Source organism: Myxococcus hansupus (assembly GCF_000280925.3).
Taxonomy (GTDB): Bacteria; Myxococcota; Myxococcia; order Myxococcales; family Myxococcaceae; genus Myxococcus; species Myxococcus hansupus.
The window spans coordinates 6,361,209-6,378,627 of the sequence record NZ_CP012109.1 but is presented as its reverse complement, the minus strand read 5'-3'; the positions used below and the strand labels follow the sequence as shown (position 1 = coordinate 6,378,627).

10 protein-coding genes and 1 pseudogene are annotated in these 17,419 nt (G+C 62.5%); 7 read left to right on the top strand and 4 right to left on the bottom strand.

The window, feature by feature from the left end:
* Positions 1-573 precede the first annotated feature (573 nt).
* Positions 574-993 carry a hypothetical protein gene (locus tag A176_RS40175; protein ID WP_226993980.1) on the bottom strand — a complete coding sequence of 140 codons (420 nt, stop codon included), beginning with the start codon at positions 991-993 and terminating at the stop codon, positions 574-576.
* Between the two features lie 923 nt (positions 994-1,916).
* On the opposite strand from A176_RS40175, the gene A176_RS24770 reads away from it, so the two are divergent.
* The 3 genes and pseudogenes from A176_RS24770 to A176_RS41265 form a co-directional block, all read left to right on the top strand.
* Complete coding sequence (locus A176_RS24770; protein WP_044891134.1) at positions 1,917-4,874, top strand: dynamin family protein; 2,958 nt, start codon at positions 1,917-1,919, stop codon at positions 4,872-4,874.
* A gap of 1,199 nt (positions 4,875-6,073) precedes the next feature.
* Positions 6,074-6,505, top strand: coding sequence for a helix-turn-helix domain-containing protein (locus tag A176_RS41270; RefSeq protein ID WP_082282820.1), 432 nt, complete (start codon positions 6,074-6,076; stop codon positions 6,503-6,505).
* A pseudogene (locus A176_RS41265) lies at positions 6,484-6,909 on the top strand (IS630 family transposase); the annotation flags it as partial. The gene A176_RS41270 and the pseudogene A176_RS41265, both read left to right, overlap by 22 nt.
* Here A176_RS41265 and A176_RS40625 read toward each other — a convergent pair.
* The gene (locus A176_RS40625; protein WP_420811440.1) at positions 6,863-7,576 is read right to left on the bottom strand and encodes a DUF6602 domain-containing protein; all 714 of its coding nucleotides are present in this window, start codon (positions 7,574-7,576) and stop codon (positions 6,863-6,865) included. The pseudogene A176_RS41265 and the gene A176_RS40625 overlap by 47 nt on opposite strands.
* Before the next feature lie 797 nt (positions 7,577-8,373).
* Complete coding sequence (locus A176_RS38800) at positions 8,374-10,098, bottom strand: hypothetical protein (protein ID WP_002634546.1); 1,725 nt, start codon at positions 10,096-10,098, stop codon at positions 8,374-8,376.
* 237 nt (positions 10,099-10,335) lie between these two features.
* On the opposite strand from A176_RS38800, the gene A176_RS24755 reads away from it, so the two are divergent.
* A complete protein-coding gene (locus A176_RS24755) occupies positions 10,336-11,631 on the top strand; it encodes an exodeoxyribonuclease VII large subunit (RefSeq protein ID WP_049872375.1) in 1,296 nt (431 codons plus the stop codon).
* Positions 11,632-11,713: 82 nt separating this feature from the next.
* Here the strand turns inward: A176_RS24755 and A176_RS38210 are convergent, their stop codons facing one another.
* Positions 11,714-11,944 (bottom strand): DUF2188 domain-containing protein, encoded by a 231-nt coding sequence (locus tag A176_RS38210; RefSeq protein WP_021781640.1) that lies wholly within the window; start codon positions 11,942-11,944, stop codon positions 11,714-11,716.
* A gap of 1,259 nt (positions 11,945-13,203) precedes the next feature.
* Here A176_RS38210 and A176_RS41260 point away from each other — a divergent pair.
* Genes A176_RS41260 through A176_RS24745 form a run of 3 tightly spaced genes read left to right on the top strand, consistent with a single transcriptional unit; the run spans position 13,204 to position 17,416 of the window.
* On the top strand, positions 13,204-14,364 hold the full coding sequence (locus tag A176_RS41260) for a cytochrome-c peroxidase (RefSeq protein ID WP_082282817.1): 1,161 nt from the start codon (positions 13,204-13,206) through the stop codon (positions 14,362-14,364).
* Positions 14,365-14,393: 29 nt separating this feature from the next.
* Complete coding sequence (locus A176_RS24750) at positions 14,394-16,865, top strand: IPT/TIG domain-containing protein (RefSeq protein WP_082282816.1); 2,472 nt, start codon at positions 14,394-14,396, stop codon at positions 16,863-16,865.
* Positions 16,862-17,416: a hypothetical protein gene (locus A176_RS24745; protein WP_144429600.1), complete on the top strand. Its 555-nt coding sequence runs from the start codon at positions 16,862-16,864 to the stop codon at positions 17,414-17,416. Before A176_RS24750 ends, A176_RS24745 begins: the two co-directional genes overlap by 4 nt.
* Positions 17,417-17,419: the final 3 nt, after the last annotated feature.

Sequence of the window (17,419 nt, the reverse complement as noted above, 5' to 3'; positions counted from 1 at the left end):
CGGGCGTAATTCCGACCTCCATGAAATGGAAGAGAGGACCGAGCGGCTCGTCATGCGCATCGCTCACGTCATGACGCGCGTTTTGACGCAGCTTTGACGCACTCATGACGCAGCGACCGAATTTTGGGTAGGCACAGGGGGGCCTCTCGTCCATGGTTCTGCTCCTCTCGGCGTCCTCCTTCACATCGGGTGCAGGGCGGCGCGCGTGGGCTACGCGTCGAGGCGCGCGCGGGACCTGGGATGTGCGAGGGCCTCGGCCTCGAGCTCCCGTGGTCAATCGCGACCCACCCGGCAGTGGTCCACGGCCTGCGAGGGCAGGCCTTCGCAGGCCGGGTCGAGCCAGGCCGCGCGCAGCAGCAAATTGGTACGCCCCGCTGCCGCCCCCGGCGCTCCACCTCTCCCTTCGCCGCTACAGGCGCTCGATGGCCTCGGTCCCGTACGCGTCGCGCGCACTCGCCTTGATGCACTGTCGAACGTGGCCTTGACGCCCCGCATGACTCGGCGCCCGAATCTCGGGCAGGCACAGGGGAGACATCGGTACTGGTCTCCCCCGTTTGCCCTACCGGAGATCGATCAATAGCGGCGCTTTCCCAGGGGGGCGCGAATGCTCCTCATCAGCTCCCGCATGGCGCGCATGCCGCCCGGGTCGCGGATGTTCTCCATCAGCTCCTTTGCGGCGCGCACGCCGCCCGGGTCGCGGACGTTCTCCACCAGCTCCTTCGCGGCGCGCACGCCGCCCGGGTCGCGGACGTTCTCCACCAGCTCCTTCATGGCTCGAACACCACCTGGGTCCCGGAAGCGCTCCATCAGCTCCCTCGTGGCTCGAATGGCCCCCGGCTCCAGGCTGCGCGCCAACGACTCCTTCTCGGCGTGGATGGATTCTGGGTCCATGATGCGCGCCAACGACTCCCTCTCGGCGCGGATGGACTCTGGGTCCATGATGCGCGCCAACGACTCCCTCTCGGCGCGGATGGACTCTGACAGCCAGCTCACCCCGGCCTCCGGACTGATGGGCGCTTCCGACATCAACGTAGGCGCTGCCGCTGAAGGTTCCTGACCTGCGGTGCCTGCGGCTTCCAACTTCTCGCTGGCCGCGGCTCCCAGGGAAGGTTGCTGCCCCTCAACGTCTACAGCCTCTGGCTTCCGGTCGACGTAGGCGAGTGGTACTTCGCCACGGGGATGGGTATCTGCTCCTGCTCCACGTGCAGCGTCTTCGGCCTCCAGATTGCGCTTCGCTGTCATGAATCGCTCGCGCGTTCGATCCATGCGCGCACGCACGCGGGCCTTGAACTTCTTCTCGTCGGTCATCGCAGACTCCACGCCAACGCGGTCTCATCCCCCACCTGAGCCTGTTGGCTAGGAATCGCGACAACCGCCCGAGGTCTGGTGGCCCCTTTGCCTCGCTCTCAGGTCCCGTGGGGGGAGACCAGTGCGGGTCAGGCGGTAGGCGACCGCCCAAAGCAAACGTAGTGCGGACGATGGATGGACGCAACAATCCTCCGCTGGCGGTGTCGAACTGGCCGCACCCCGACGCCTACTGCTGACGGCGTCGGCCACCCAGGCGGATGTGGATGCGGCGGGGCGTGGAGCAGAACGACGACGGCTGGCGGGAACTGGCGGTGGAGGTATTCGTCCACACGCGGCGGGACGGCTTCGCCGCGCTCCCGCCAGCGGGCGCTGAGTGGTGCGTGCGGTGGCTGTGTGGGGCGGCGGATCTCAATTCACAGGACAGCGGCACGGCTTCGGTGATGGCGGCAGCGCCGAGGCTGTACCGCACGCGAAGTGTCGCGAGTGTCCCCGGCGTACTCAGGACGCCTTCGTCGAGGTGAAGGACGAGGATGGGACATCGAGTCACCAGTTTCTACGCAGCGAGACGTCTGGTACTAGAGCGCTCCGGCTACACCTCCGGGGGACGAATGACCGCGATTCGCTGGCTGCACCTCACCGACTTCCACCAGGGGATGGGGGGGCAGAAGTGGCTCTGGCCGAGGATGAGGACGGAGGTCTTTGATGACCTGGCTCGGCTTCAGGAGAAGGTGGGGGGCCCATGGGACCTCGTCCTATTTACCGGAGATCTCACGCAGCGAGGCTCTGCCGAGGAGTTTAAGGCGTTAGACGAGACCCTTGACCGGTTGTGGGCGCATCTTGAGGAGCTTGGATCGAGTCCGCGCCTGCTCGCGGTTCCAGGTAACCACGACTTGGTGAGACCCGCTCCCAGGAAGGCTGCGGTCAAAGCGCTGGGGGCTTGGTGGGACGATTCGGATATTTCCGATGAGTTCTGGAAGGACGAAATCAGCGAGTACAGGCAAGTGGTCGCGACCGCCTTCAAACCGTTCAGCGACTGGCAGCGTTCGTCTCGGCTTCATGGACAGCCCCTGACGTCCGGGCTGCTGCCAGGGGACTTTTCGTTCACCCTGGAGAAGGGCGACGTGAGCTTGGGGGTGGTGGGCCTGAACTCTGCGTTCCTCCAACTGACGGCTGAGAACTTCGAAGGAAAGCTAGCGCTCGACGCTCGCCAATTCCAGGGCGCTTGCGGCGGTGACTCGTCGGATTGGTTGGCCCGACACGATGCGACGATTCTGCTGACTCATCATCCCCAGAACTGGCTCCATCCCAATGCGGTTTCATCGTTTGAGCAGGAGATCCTGGCGAGTGACAACTTCACTCTTCATTTGTTCGGACACATGCACCTTGGTGCTTCGCAAAGCACACGACGTGGGGGAGGCACACCTCGCCGCTCTATCCAGGGGCCATCCCTCTTCGGGCTGGAGGAGTTTGGCGAGGAGAGCCGAATCCAGCGAATTCATGGTTATGTCGCGGGGCAGATCGATATAGAGAAATCTGACGCCACGCTGAGCATTTGGCCTCGGGCTGCAACACTCAAGGAAGGTAACTTCCGAGCGCTCGGTCCTGACTCCAGGGCCAACCTGGATGAACGCGGTGCTTGGACCGAGACGTTCACGCCAAGAGGAAAGAGAGGACGGAAGCGCTTGGCGTCGCCGGCCGCACCCGCTGACACTCAGCCCTCGTGGAACGCAGAGTTGGAGGTCGGCGCGCCCTCTATGCGCTCCCAGCTCTCGGCAGGCGACTACGCGCGTCTGCATGGGCGTGCGCGGCTCTCGGTAGAACGGCTGAGCACGATTGCTCAGAAGCTCAGCTGGTACAATGTGGCGGAACAGGGAAAGGACCTTCTTAAGGTCCTTCATCAGGAGCCCTACCGGGTCGTCATCACGGGAAAATCGCGAGCGGGAAAGAGCACGCTCCTCAACGCCTTGGTGGGGCGGGCCATCTGCCCGGTGCGACGAACTATCACCACTGCGGTTCCCATCATTATTAAACCAGGAGAGAGGGAGTCCCTCACTGTGAATATTGAGGGAGAGCGCCCGCGACTGGGCGATGGTCCGGTAACGCAGGACATGGTTGCCCCCTATGCGGACCAACAGCACAACCCGGACAACGAGAAGAAGGTTATCGACATCCGTGTGGATTTGAGAGACGAGGTTCTCGACCTCGGTGTCATGTACGTGGACATCCCTGGGTTCGATGACCCAAATGGTCGGATCTGGTCTTCCACGGCAGAGGTTCTCCAGACCGCGCATGCGCTCGTGCTTGTCCTGGACGTCTCTACGGTTCGGGCTGGCGGCTTCGCCTTGGACAAGCAGACGAAAGAGCTGCTTTTGGACGCTCAGAAGCGGCAGTGCGCCGTATTCGTCGTCTGCAACAAGGCAGATCAGCTAAATGCGGAGGAAAACCGGGAAGCGAAAATGATGGTGCAGTCGGCTCTCGAACGATTTGGTGTCTGGGACACGCTGACGCATCCGCCGTTCTTCCTGAGCGCCAATGCGGTCACTGTTCCCCGGCAACAGGGGAAAGCGAGTCCGCCTGCATTCAATGTATTCTATGACTCGCTCTGGGAGAGCCTTTGGAACACGGAGGCCATTGGGCTGCGCCGCCTCTATCGGGTCTTCGAGCGACTGCAACTCGCCAGTGATGAAGTTGCCATGTTAATCGCATCCCGGCAGGCAAAGGAACCGGAGCGCATTAAGCTCCGCGAAGCACTCCAGCGTTGTGAGGAGCAGCGAAAGGAAATCGTCGCGGACGGCGACGAGGCCATCCAGTATGTACGCGCACATGGTGCGCGGCTCATCAATGCGGAGAGGACGGAGCTTAGGGACGAGGTCCGCAAGTGGGTCGAAGCCTTGCCCGTCGAACAGGGGCTGCCCAGGCCTTCTGCGGGCGTGGACGCGCTGAAAGCCTCAATGATGAGCCGTAGGCGCAAGGTTGCAGAGCAGGTTCAGGAGAAGTTAGAAGGTAAGCTGACGCGGGTCGAATCGCACATGCGGAAGAGCCTCTTGGCTCTGCGTTCGGAGGCGGGGAGGGCGGCCCAAACTCAACAGATGCAGAGCCTCTCGCAGACGCTTTCTGCTTGGAAGACGCAGATGGAGCTATCAGTCCCCGAGCATCAAGGGCGCCAGTTGGCTCGGGTCGCCGGCATTGCATCTTTCGGCATTGCAGCTTTTATGGGGCATCTGGTCGGGCTGGGGGCCCTGATTGGCACGACTGTTTCGTGGGTCGTTGGCTTGTTCACCGACAGCGCCGACACCCCGTCCGAGCTGGAAGAAGCCGTGGCTCAAGCATTCGAAAGGAGCTGGAACCAGTTCGCAACGAGCATGGATGATCATGTCAGTGAGATTGGCGAGTCGCTCGCTCAGAGAGTTCGCTCTAATATGACACGGTTCATGAGGGAAATGTGGAGCCAGCTCGAGGACATCCGTGACGTAACTCCGGAGGAGCACCAGCTCTTTGAACAGATGAAGACGGAGACGGAGCAGGCCGCGGTGTCGCTCCAGGCAATCCTGCAGGCGGCGAAGTAGACACGGAGCGCCCCCTCGCCGAGGCCCTCTCCCTGGCGGGTTGGGGAGCGAGCCAGGTGGCGGTGCACACCAGCCACAGGCGCCACTAATATGCGTGACATTCCCGACTGGACGCAGGTCCTGCAACGGTGCCTGAAATGCGGGAAAACGAAACCGGTTGACCCTTGCTTCGGCGTCTACTGGGGGAACGGGAACTTCCAGCCGCGGATGCCATGCGAGGCCTGTCGGACGCAAGAGTCGTTCCACGAAAGGCTCAGGAGGTTCCGGATTTCGAAGTGGAAGCCGTAGTCCGCAGCAGCGAAGTGCTCCGAGTCGCCTCGGAGCCTCTCTCGATTGTGGAGAATCGATTCTCGCGCCCACCGTTTCTCCGGCTCGCCAGAACGCTTCATATGCCCTATGGTAGAGCCCCCTTCTTTCGGTTCGCCTGTTGCTCCAGAACCCAGCGGGTCAAGCGACCCGAACTGTTATCTCCGGCAACAGAGGTGCCGTCGGGCATGCAGACAACACCGCATTCTGTCGTAAGTAAGCGGTAACGGCTGGGCGCTCCGGCAACAGGCCCAACAAGGCCCGTGCTCGCAAGACGATGAAGAAGGGCCTCAAGCTGCTTACGGGGAGGCGCATCACTCGGAGGCTTATCGAGGTCAAGTTCGTCATTCTTGCACAGCCACGTCACGAGGACCGCCTCTTCGGTTGTGAGACGAGCCGGCTCCCAAGAAGCACTGACTTTGACAGCGTTGACGGACCTGACAGCCCTAGGCGGCTTGGCTGGGAGAAGGGTGTACTCCCACCCATTTGGGTTGGCGTGGAACTTGGCGCTCAGCAGCAGGTTCCATGCATCGACCTTGCGATCATCACCGAATACGTCAGGGCCAACCATCCCAAGGTGGTTCAGGCGGCTCCAAATCACTTCGAGGATGGCCCGCCCTCGCCCGATCTTCCCGGAAGTGAACAACAAGTGCCACCAACCGTCTGTCATCGGAACGCCCCAAGGAAGAGCGTTCCCCTTCATTGCGACCGTGTCCTGACCCACAATCAGCGAGGGCAACTCCCTTGGAGAGTATCCTCCCTTCTTCGTGCTCAATGCATTACGACGGTGATCACGGACGTTGATTGAGGGAAGCGCAGGAAGTGGCCCTTGGTGGGCCAGTCCGAGGGGTGACGAGCAAGGGCGAGCGCGCCAGAGCCCATAGATTGAGGACATGGGCGCACCACTTTCAATGGACTTGAGGCAGCGGATACTCGACGCGTACCTGACGCGAGCGGAGTCCTGGGGAGAACTCGCCAGGAGGTTTCGAGTAGGGGTCGCGACGGTTGATCGCCTCATTGGCCGCTGGAAGCGTACCGGCTCGCTTGAGCCAAAGCGCCCAGGCCCTCGTCCCTACTTCCGCATCCCGGATTCGCAACTGGGCCGGGTGAAACGGCTGCTGGATTCCGCGCCCGATAGTACGACCCAGGAAATCGCGGATGCATACGTCAAGCAAACGGGCGTGTGCGTAAGCCGCGCCACCATGGGACGTGCCTTCCGCCGATTGGGATATACGCGCAAAAAAAGTCGCTTCTCGCCTCCGAGCGGCGGCTGGCGAAGAATCGCCGAGCCCGCAGGCGGTATTTGGCTACGGCCGCCCAACTGAAGCCTGCGCACCTCCACTTCATCGACGAGACTGCCGCGACCCTCACAATGACACGACGGTATGGGCGTGCTCGACGAGGGCAGCGCGCTCGCGGCTACGTGCCCCTGGGTCGTCGCCAACTCGTCACGATGATAGGGGACCTGACGCTTCGAGGAGTGGGGCCGGTACTGACTTTTGAAGGCGCTACCAACAGCGACCGCTTCGAAACATATGTCCGTGAGGGGCTTCTGCCCATCCTCAAGCCGCACGACGTGGTGGTCATGGACAACCTCAGCGTCCATCACCGGCCAGTGGTCGAGCAGCTCATTCGCAGCCGCAAGGCGAGTCTTCTCTTCCTGCCTCCCTACAGCCCTGAGCTCAACCCCATCGAGTCGTGCTGGTTGAAGGTAAAGACGCGCATGCGGGCCATCGGCGCCCGTACACACGTGGCCCTCCGTGAAGCGATGCGAGAGGCACTCGCAACCGTGCGGCCACAGGACGCAGCGGCTTGGTTCGCGTTCTGCGGCTACCCGCCTCAACCGCCGTGATCACCGTCGTAGCCATGACTTCTGCCAGAGCCTTGCGGAGGCCGTTCTCTGTCTTGTACCCGTGGAATCCCAGGAGAATCCGCACTGGACTGACAGCTTCCCCGACGAGGAAATGGTAGATTGTTCTCAAGTCGGAAGGGATGCTGTTCTTGTTGTCCGGGAATGCATATCCTGAGATCGTCTCAAACGCACGCTCCACTGTAATTCGTCGCACTCCAGTTTTGGCGGGCATGGCCCATGCGAGCTTCCCCAGTGCCTCGCCCCCCTCGATCAGGTCCGTGCGCGTGAAGTTCTTTTTCACCTCAACCACTGCGACGACTTGTTCGATGGGATAAATCCAACGATGAGTGTTAGGTACCTGCTCGCCCTCGCCCACAACCACCATGCAGTCAAGCTGTCCGCTGAGGTCCCCGGCCGCATCTCGGGCGAACCCGGAAACCACTTTCAAGAAAGTGGGAAGGCTTTGCTTGAGTCCTTTCTGTGTGAGCCCCTCGTACATTTCTCCAATCGTCGGTGCATGCGAGATCTGGTGGCTAGCGAGCATCTCCTGTTCCTTCTTGAAGAGCTCATTGAGCAGGTCAGCGGCCGTCTGAATCACGTCAGGCTTCTCGAGGGGCGTTGAGTCCATAGTGGGGCGGAAACGTCAAGTAGAGGTCCGGGTGTTCCCCGGGGGGCTGGAGCACTTAGCTTGCTGAGCAGTGCGCAAGCATACCCCGGTGGCCAGCCAGAACGTGAATGGTTGAGGACTTCCGCCTCGGGCCCGGGGACTGCGGGTCGCGAACCTACTCGAAGAGCAGGCGCGTTCACCGCTGAAGCCTTCTCCCTTGGGGTATTGCCTCCGGCCGCGCTCCCAACGCCTACCGCGAACGGAGGGCCCCATTCGAATGCGGCTAGCGCAGGAGGTTGCGCAGGAGGACGACGGCCGGTTGGAGCTGAGGGTAGAGGTATCCGGTCATGAGGCGGCGGGGCGGTGTCGCCGAGCTCCAGCCTGCGGGCGCTAAGTGGCGAGTGCGGTAGCTGCGTGGGACGGTGGTCCTCAACCGCCAGGGTAGCGGCACGGCCACGGTGCGGGTGACGGCGCGGGGGCTGTGCCGCGTGCGAAGTGGCGCGAGGGCTTGGCGTGCCCGGGATGCCTGCGTCGAGGTGACGGACGAGGCTGGGGCCCTCCATGCTGCCGTCCTCGGGCGGACGACGCGGTGCCGCGCACGACGGGGCCCGTGCTCCAGTCCCTGGAAGAGCGCTTCGGCAGTACCTCTGCCCCAGCCGCACGCGCGGCCAACGGCGCGATGTGGCTGACGCGCTCGCGGCGCAGCGTCCAGCTTAGGGTGGGCACAGAGACTGCTACCGCGAATGCGCGGCGTCTGGAAAGAACCGAGAAAATGCTCGCTCGTCAATCTCGCTGAATCGCTTCAGGAAGGACTTTGCACACAATAGACTTCCGTTAGGGCTGTAGCTCAGCAGGAGGGCGCTCATAGTAGCGTCGCGCCATTCTTCGCTATGTTTTCGACTCAGGATCGATGTGATTAAATGGCCGCTTGATGATAGCGACATCAGTGCCTCGAAGTCATTGATTGTCAGGAGGACTGGAGGGTGAGTGTTGGGAGGGCGTGGCATGTCGTGTTCAGAGTATTTTTTTGCGATCCACCTGTCGAGGGCGCCGTTCTCGCATAGGTCGTCAAAGGTGACCAGGACGGGGAAGATCGGGGCGAGGGTCTCTCTAATTTCCGTCTGCCCGGATCTGATTGCGTGAATTCTTGCGTCGAGGAGGCGAAGTGCCCCAGGTTGATGTTTCTTTTTCTTGTTGCCGGGACCAAATAGGAACTCCTCATACCAGTTAAGTAGATTTCGGCGCGACACTGCTTGGCGAGCTACCGATTCCAGCACCAGGCGTGACTTGACGGAAAACAGAACGATTCCGTCGGATTCGATGGTGACGATGTCTTCAAGCTCGTCGCTTGAGCCGATGGCAGTTGATAGTATGAGCTTGGTCGTCGGGTTTGATTGCCCAATGGTCTCAAGGGCGATGTTTCGGCATGCGGCTTCGAATGTTTGTCCAAAAGCGCTTGTCCACGTCCTGATGTCGTCTGAAAAGGAGCGCGTTGCTTCCCTGTGCCGCATCCAAATTCCACCACGAAGCTGCTCGCGTATCGCCCAGGGAGATGCAGCTACTAGGTTGCCAGAGTTGAGCTTTATGAACGGCGTTCTGATGAAGAAAGTTGGGGCATGTGGGAGCCCATCGCTACGAAGTGACGCCTCAATGTGCGAACGAGCTTCGACCCGAGTCGTCGTGAGGGAGCTGAAGTGGTGGTCTGTCCATGTGGGCTGAAGCGCCGTCTTGGCATACCATGTTTGGGGCGTGATAATTGGCGCTATCCATTTCCCATCTTTATGGGTTCCCCAGGTCTGCGAGAAATAGAAGAGCGGGAGTAGGAATATTTCGAGCCATTCAGTGAAGGACGTGCCAAAGGCGCGTTCTTGTAGGTCCGTCCATTTGGCAGGGTCTGAGAGAAGCCCCTGTTTAGGGGGGTGTTCAAAAATCAGGGCCGTTCGGACGATGCCTCTGAGTGGGTCGTGGTGCGTGTTGAAGCGCGCGAGGTGACAGAATTCCGCCGTGAGCCGATCAGAGCGAGATAGCGGTGGCGCGTCTTCTTCTTTCCATGAGGTCAGATGATCATTGGCCGCGAGCAAGAGTTGGCCGACCTCTAGGTCGGATGGGGTGGGGCCGATGGTTTTCCCGTATAGAATTGCCAGGGATTGAAGGAAGTAAATTGCCTGCTCGTGTGCGACTGGATTCTCTTTGTTTCTGAGGACATGGTCTCCGATGAGCCAGTCGATTTTGCGAAACGAGAAGCGCAGCTTGGTTAGTTCGTTGTAGACGTGTTGCGAGTAGTATTCTCCGCCATTGGTGCGATAGTTGGCGAGAGCGCCAGCTAGCATGGCTAGTTTCATGAACGTTTCTTCCCACGAAAAGCGCGCTATGAACTCTCGAAGTTTGTGGGCGTGAACAGGAACTCCTGTGGCGCTTTGGGCGGAAATGTATGAACTGAATCCGAGGTTTTTCTTCATGCTAATGAACTCGCGGCCTCTGCCGGGCTCTCGCCCTGGCGATACTCAACGGCCTGTTGATGGCATTAGGGAATCAATATGGCTAATCCGATTAAATAGGGCTTTGGTTCGTCAATGCTAGGACGAACTCGGATTTTGACTGAGTCTCTGTTGACCCCGCATGCCACGGCAGGTCAGTCCTATCTGGCATACCCCCACCCACAAGTCGGGTATGGTGCCCGATGTGAGGGAGGGCGCATGCAGCGGGGACTTCGAAAGCAGAAGGCGCAACACTTCTCCATCCGGTCGGTCATCAAGCTCATCTCCGATGATGTCCAGCCTCTCGCGCGGAAGGCCTTGCCGTCGCGGGAGATGATTCTGGTGGGGGAGGTTGTCGAGGTCCGCGGGCGTAGAGTGTGCCTGGCCGACACCTATGGCTTCGACAAGCGCGTCTGGGTGGTGCTCCCGGGCGATTGCACTTGGCTCCCTGGGTTGGCGCACATGGTGGAGTTCGAGGGCAGTGCAAGGGCCTTCGTGGATGAGGAGCGCGGCGGCATCGACGTGCGCTTCATGGCGAAGAGTTGGACGGACCGCGGCCCCTCAAGTCGGCATGCCCGACATCAGGCCGAGCTCGACGCTATCGCAGCGGGACGCCTGTCCCCGCCGCCGAAGGTCACCAGGCCCTTCACTCGCGTGGCGCTCGTCACGTCCGAGGGGAGCGAAGCGGTGGCGGACTTCAGCGGTCAGCTCGAAGACACCATCGGCATCCGCGTTCAGGTGGAGCTCATTCCGGTAGGGCTCTACGACGAGGAGTCCATCGCGGATGGTCTCCGCCGGGCGCAGGATGGCGGTGCGGAAGTGGTCGTCCTAGCCCGCGGAGGGGGCTCGCGGATTGACTTGCAGCCCTTCAACTCGCCGGTGGTCGCTCGAGCCCTTTGCCAGCTGACGAAGCCGTGTATTGTGGCCGTGGGGCACGCTAGGACGAGGGTGGAGGCACAGCGCTTCGCTGCCTATCGGGCACGGACTCCCTCCGTTGCGGCGCACCTCGTCGCTCGACTCTTCCGGCGAGTCCAGCCGCTGTCGGAGCAGTCCACGCCGGTTCGTATTGTCACGCCGCTGCCTGCCACGGCCCAGGTTCCCACTGCCCCGCGTCCCGTAGTCGTGTTGCCTTCTGGTGGGGCCTCCCGCAATCCAGGCCCTGCAGAGGCTCTACGCGTGCGGGCGCTGCCCGCGCAGGTGCCCTCGGCAGCGGTGTCCGATGACGAGGTGCGGCGGACGTCCAGATGGCTTGGGACTGCGAAGCGGGTGGCCTGGAAGACCTACTGGGGACTCGTTGGAGTCCTCGCGCTCGGTCTTGCCTTCGTTGTGGGGTGGAAGGGAGCTGCGCGATGGGACGGCCTTGTTCGGCCCGAGGCGCAGTTTGTGCCAAGCCCTGGTGTGCCGGCGGTGGATGCTCCTCCCCCTGTGCCTGCTGCCGTCGAGCCCGCTAAGAAGGAAACGCAGAAGCGAAAGCGGCGTGCCCCTTCTGCAGAGTCGGCTGGCGCCTTCGAATAGACGCATTAGCCGAGCTTTGGAGCGCCGCTGCTCGCGGTAACGAGCGCGAGCAGCGCAAGGGGCTGTGGAGCAAGGCTCTCAGCTACCGCTGGTCCTTCGGTGGGTTGGGGTCATTCCCATAGCTGTTGCTCTGCTGAATCTTGCCCCCCTTGTCGTGAATGACGTGTTCAGCCTCATTCGCCCGTGCAATGGACCGGCCCTTCTCGACGGCAGTCTCCTTCTTTTGGTGGTGGCTAACTACTTCACCACCGACCTTATTGTCCCACCCCGAGCCACCCTTGGACGGGACGGTATGGACATTCTTCTTCGTCATTGCTGGCTTCCTTTTCCGGCCCGATTGGCGCGGACAGATGGGTTCCCCTCTTAGGTAACCAGGGCGGAAATACGCGTCAACCTGCTGGATTCACTGTCATTTCGTTCATGTCAGACCCGCGTGGTAGGGGCGGCCGCCCACCGCAAGATGGCTTGGCTGCACATGATTGGCCTCTTGTCTAGGGCAAAGTGCCTGAGAGGGACTGGCGGCGTTTCTCCATTCGGACCTCAGCGCATTGAGCAGGTGCAGGAGTTGGTTGCGTGCTCTTGCTTGGGCCGGAACCGCATACTTGCGAGACCGAGGGGCGAGGAAGCCGCGACGGCGGGAGAGGGCGCCCAGCTCCGCTTGGTGCATGTCCCCATCGAGTAAATACTGCTCCGAGGGGGAGTGGACGGAGTTGACGGGGGCGAACCTCGAGGCAGCGTAGCCTCTTTGGTAGTTCCGCCCCCTCCGCATTCCCGCCTCAGGCGGAACGGCGACTACCGCGCGCGTCTAGGAAGTCGGATGGGCGTCCAGCTTGAGGACGGCTTCTGGCGCGCAACCTATTGATAAAATTGGCGTGGGTGATGGCACTCATGCCGCACTCCCGTCAGGAGTTCGGGATGGGGGTGGTCATCGACAGCTTCGCGGTTCAGACGGGCTGTATCGGCAAGCGCTGGGTAGGCTCATCCTCTGCGAGTTGCCGATGACGAGCAGCGTCCTGATGCGGGATTAGACGCTGGCCCTGGTCAGGTCGGTGCGTTTGAGTAGCTCACTCGTGATGAAATCGTGATGAAGGAATGAAGCTGGTGTGACACATCCCTTTCGGAAGTGAGGGACTTTTATTTGGCTTTAGACAGGAGCAACCCCTGGAGGTGCTGGCTTTGACGCATCCCCAGAGGAGCGCGAATGAGTCGTACATGGCTACGGTACGAAGGAGTGCAAGGCGGCGGTGTTGAAAGACTCATCCACAGAAGCGCCGCCTCAAATGGACCACTAATCGCCGCAGGGCCCGTTTGCATGTAGGGAAAATCTATGGGGCTTCGTTCGTCACGTCGTTGCGCTCCATTCTTGCGCCTGGGACACAGTTAGCCCGCCACAGTCTAGATGCTCCGGCTCCCTCTTTTTGGGTTGTCGAGACTCTAGGGTGGACTCCTTGGCACCTCCTGTCAGAGCCCTGGTGTATGGACGTTTGAGGACCACTTGGAGATGGTTTGTTGGTGGCGCCCTTCGTAGGCAGTCCCAGAGTGGAGGGGAAGCGTTTGTTTGAGTGCTCAAAGATGGAGAGGCGCGCGCCATTGGCTTGGGGTGTAGGGGAAATGGGACTGTTGCTGAGTTTCTGGGTCCGTGCACATTCTTTTTCTTGTTTGAAGTGGTTGGCATGCACGTGCCGGTTGGCGTGGATTTTATTTGTATTGCCGACGGCGGGGGTGGCTAGTGAGCCAGTTTTAAGTGCCGGTGCACGTGCCAGCGTGGAACTGGGCAGGGCTCTCTTTTTCGACAAGGCCCTGAGTGCTGACGGGAAAGTGGCGTGTGTCACCTGCCATCGACCCGAAGTTGCTTTTTCTAGTGGCGAAGCCATCCCGAGAGGGGTGTTTGGGCGGGTGGGTACGCGCAACGTTCCGAGTCTTTTAGGACTGGAGAAGCAGGGGGCGCTTTTCTGGGACGGGCGGCGCGCCACCCTTGAGGAACTCGTCCTGGACCCTCTCACCACGCCGGTGGAGCACGGCTTTTCTGACATGGAGCAGGTTCTACCCATCGTGCGCGCACGTCATTCGCCCGGTTTTGCACGCGCATTCCCGGGCGAGGGCATAACGCCAGCGACGGTAGCCCGTGCCCTAGCGGCATATGTTCGCAGCCTCGTCGGAGGCCCTTCTCGATTGGAGCGTCACTTGGCAGGGCAAGCCGACGCACTCAGTGCTTCCGAGCGGCGCGGCCTTGCCCTTTTCTCTGGCCGTGCGGCATGCAGCCGTTGCCATCCTTTTGTGGAGGAGGCTCATTCGGATGGGGACTTCCATCCCGGTGAAGTGGCTACGCCGGCCTCGCTCTCTCAGCTTGCGGCTATAGCCCGGTCTACAGCCCGCATGTCACCGGAGGCGCGGCGGGCCGCAGTTTCCACACGCAGCGAGGTGGCAGCCCTGGGACGTTTCATCGTGACGCTCCGGCCGGATGATATCGGCCGTTTTCGTACGCCCTCACTGCGTAACGTGGCGTTGACTGCACCGTACATGCACGACGGTAGCATTCCCACGCTGGCTGAGGCCGTGGAGAGAGAACTCTACTACCGCACGGAAGGCGGGCTGCGGGTGGGCGACTTGACCCCTTCCGAGAGAGAAGACTTGGTCGCCTTCCTTCATTCAATGACGAGCTCAACGTTTGCCACGGTGCCTGCCGCGGCGGCTTCAGCGCCTTCAACGTTTCTGAATAGGAGTTCCCGGTGAAGATACCTTCGATAGGACAATGCCTTGGCATGTACGTCTTGGCATGTGTTCTTCTCCTCGTCGCATGTGGCGGTGAGGGCTCTGCTCTGGAACAAGCGCCGATGGGTACTGTGGCCCGTGCCACTGGAAGCGCTGATGCAGGCCCACCCATTCAATACGCGTATGACGGAGCTCGGCGGTTGGTGGGCGTCTACGACGGGACGGGTGCTAGTGCCCAGTACGTCTATGACGAAGGTGGAAACATTCTCGAAATAAAGCGCTTAACGGCTACGGACATAGGCATCTTCGACTTCACGCCCAACTCCGGGCCACCCGGCGCGGAGTTGACCTTGACGGGCTCGGGGTTCAACCCGACGCCCGCGGGCAATACGGTGCGCTTCAACGGCGTGGATGCCGTGGTGACTGCGGCGAGCACGCAGCGGTTGGTGGTCACCACCCCGGCGGGTGCCACCACGGGGCCGGTCAGCGTCACGGTGGGGAGCACGACGGTCGCCAGCGCCGAGGACTACGTCGTCACCGCCGCCGTGCCCGGCCCGGTTCTCACCGGCTTCTCGCCGGTGGGCGGGCCAGTGGGCACGACGGTGACGCTCATGGGGAGCAACTTCCACCCCGACCGTCTTTTGAACCGCGTCTTCTTCGGCGACATCCAGGCCTTCGTGGTCTCCGCCAGCCCCTCGCAGTTGGAGGTGAAGGTCTCGAACCTGGGCGAGACGGGGCGGGTGAAGGTCGCCACACCCTCGGGACGGGTGACCAGCGGTTCGGACTTTCTGGTGCTCCCTTCAAGCCTCGTGCCCGGCGCCGCGGACACCCTGCTCTATGCCGAGGTGGGCGGGCCTCCCAGCGCGGTCTCGCTGGCGGATGCCTCGCACCGGGCGGTGCTGAGCTTCCCGGTGTCGCGAGGCGAGCAGGTGAGCGTCGTATCGTCGTCGATGGTGCTGGGCGGCGCGAGTTCGGCATCGCTGCAGGTCCATGACCAGATGGGTGCGCAGATTGGCAGCTTCCCCCTGTCGGCAGCGGGAGGTGTCCACGACCTCCCCGTTGCGAGCCGGGACGCCGTCTACACTGCGGTGGTGCAGGCCACCGGCACGACGACCGGGTTCAGCGTTTCACTGGCCCTGGTGCGTGCCGCGCGGGAGGTGCTTGAGAAGGACGGGGCGGAGACGACCTTCGTCGGCCAAGCGGGACAGAACGGCTTCTATGACTTCGCCGGCACAGCCGGGGAGCGGCTGGGCCTGGGCGTGACGAGCGTCGCCACCTCCCCGTCAGGCAACGTCGTCATCTCCATCCTCAAGCCGGACGGCACTTCGCTGGTCAACTGCGGCAACTTCACGGCGCCGGGCGAGTGCGACCTGCCGGCACTACCCGTGACGGGCACGTACTTCGTGACGGTGAACCCCTCGGGCCTGGCGACGGCGGAGGTGGGCCTGCTGCTGTCCACGTCGCTGGGCGGAGTCCTCACGGTGGACGGCTCCGCGCTCACCTTCAGCACCACGCGCGTGGGCCAGGATGGCTTCTACACCTTCGATGCGAGCGTCGGCTCCAACCTGACGTTGGTGCTCGCGGGCAACACCTTCGCCAGCAACACGTTGGTGCGCGTCCTCAGGCCCGATGGCACCCAGCTCACCACCCAAACCCTCGGCTCCTCCTCGGGCTACACGGTCGACTTCACCCCGACGACGACGGGCCTCCACGCCATCACGGTGGACCCGTACCTGACCAGCACCGGGCAGATGACGCTCCAACTGGTGGAGGAGGTCAACGGCAGTGCGGGCGTCCCGGACAGCGCGGCGACGACGGTGTCGCTGGGGGCGGGACAGAAGGGCCGCTACGCCTTCAGCGGCACGGCCGGAGACCGGTTGGGCCTGGGCGTGACGAGCGTCGCCATTTCCCCGTCAGGCAACGTCGCCATCTCCATTCTCAAGCCGGACGGCACTTCGCTGGTCAACTGCGGCAACTTCACGGCGCCGGGCGAGTGCGACCTGCCGGCACTACCCGTGACGGGCACGTACTTCGTGACGGTGAACCCCTCGGGCCTGGCGACGGCGGAGGTGGGCCTGCTGCTGTCCACGTCGCTGGGCGGAGTCCTCACGGTGGACGGCTCCGCGCTCACCTTCAGCACCACGCGCGTGGGCCAGGATGGCTTCTACACCTTCGATGCGAGCGTCGGCTCCAACCTGACGTTGGTGCTCGCGGGCAACACCTTCGCCAGCAACACGTTGGTGCGCGTCCTCAGGCCCGATGGCACCCAGCTCACCACCCAAACCCTCGGCTCCTCCTCGGGCTACACGGTCGACTTCACCCCGACGACGACGGGCCTCCACGCCATCACGGTGGACCCGTACCTGACCAGCACCGGGCAGATGACGCTCCAACTGGTGGAGGAGGTCAACGGCAGTGCGGGCGTCCCGGACAGCGCGGCGACGACGGTGTCGCTGGGGCGGGACAGAAGGGCCGCTACGCCTTCAGCGGCACGGCCGGAGACCGGTTGGGCCTGGGCGTGACGAGCGTCGCCATTTCCCCGTCAGGCAACGTCGCCATCTCCATTCTCAAGCCGGACGGCACTTCGCTGGTCAACTGCGGCAACTTCACGGCGCCGGGCGAGTGCGACCTGCCGGCACTACCCGTGACGGGCACGTACTTCGTGACGGTAAACCCCTCGGGCTTGGCGACGGCGGAGGTGGGCCTGCTGCTGTCCACGTCGCTGGGCGGAGTCCTCACGGTGGACGGCTCCGCGCTCACCTTCAGCACCACGCGCGTGGGCCAGGATGGCTTCTACACCTTCGATGCGAGCGTCGGCTCCAACCTGACGTTGGTGCTCGCGGGCAACACCTTCGCCAGCAACACGTTGGTGCGCGTCCTCAGGCCCGATGGCACCCAGCTCGCCACCCGGACGCTCGGCTCTTCCTCGGGCTACACGGTCGACTTCACCCCGACGACGACAGGCCTCCATGCCATCACGGTGGACCCGTACCTGGCCAGCACCGGGCAGCTCTCCCTGCGGGTGCAGACCCAGAGCGCTCCTTTCGCGCCCTCACAGGTCGGGGGCCAGTGATGA

Bases quoted from the DNA above. Each gene is read 5' to 3' on its own strand.
- A176_RS24770 (WP_044891134.1), top strand. From the start codon at position 1,917: ATGACCGCGATTCGCTGGCTGCACCTCACCGACTTCCACCAGGGGATG.
- A176_RS41270 (WP_082282820.1), top strand. From the start codon at position 6,074: ATGGGCGCACCACTTTCAATGGACTTGAGGCAGCGGATACTCGACGCG.
- A176_RS40625 (WP_420811440.1), bottom strand. From the start codon at position 7,576: ATGCTCGCTAGCCACCAGATCTCGCATGCACCGACGATTGGAGAAATG.
- A176_RS38800 (WP_002634546.1), bottom strand. From the start codon at position 10,098: ATGAAGAAAAACCTCGGATTCAGTTCATACATTTCCGCCCAAAGCGCC.
- A176_RS24755 (WP_049872375.1), top strand. From the start codon at position 10,336: ATGCAGCGGGGACTTCGAAAGCAGAAGGCGCAACACTTCTCCATCCGG.
- A176_RS38210 (WP_021781640.1), bottom strand. From the start codon at position 11,944: ATGACGAAGAAGAATGTCCATACCGTCCCGTCCAAGGGTGGCTCGGGG.
- A176_RS41260 (WP_082282817.1), top strand. From the start codon at position 13,204: ATGGAGAGGCGCGCGCCATTGGCTTGGGGTGTAGGGGAAATGGGACTG.
- A176_RS24750 (WP_082282816.1), top strand. From the start codon at position 14,394: ATGTACGTCTTGGCATGTGTTCTTCTCCTCGTCGCATGTGGCGGTGAG.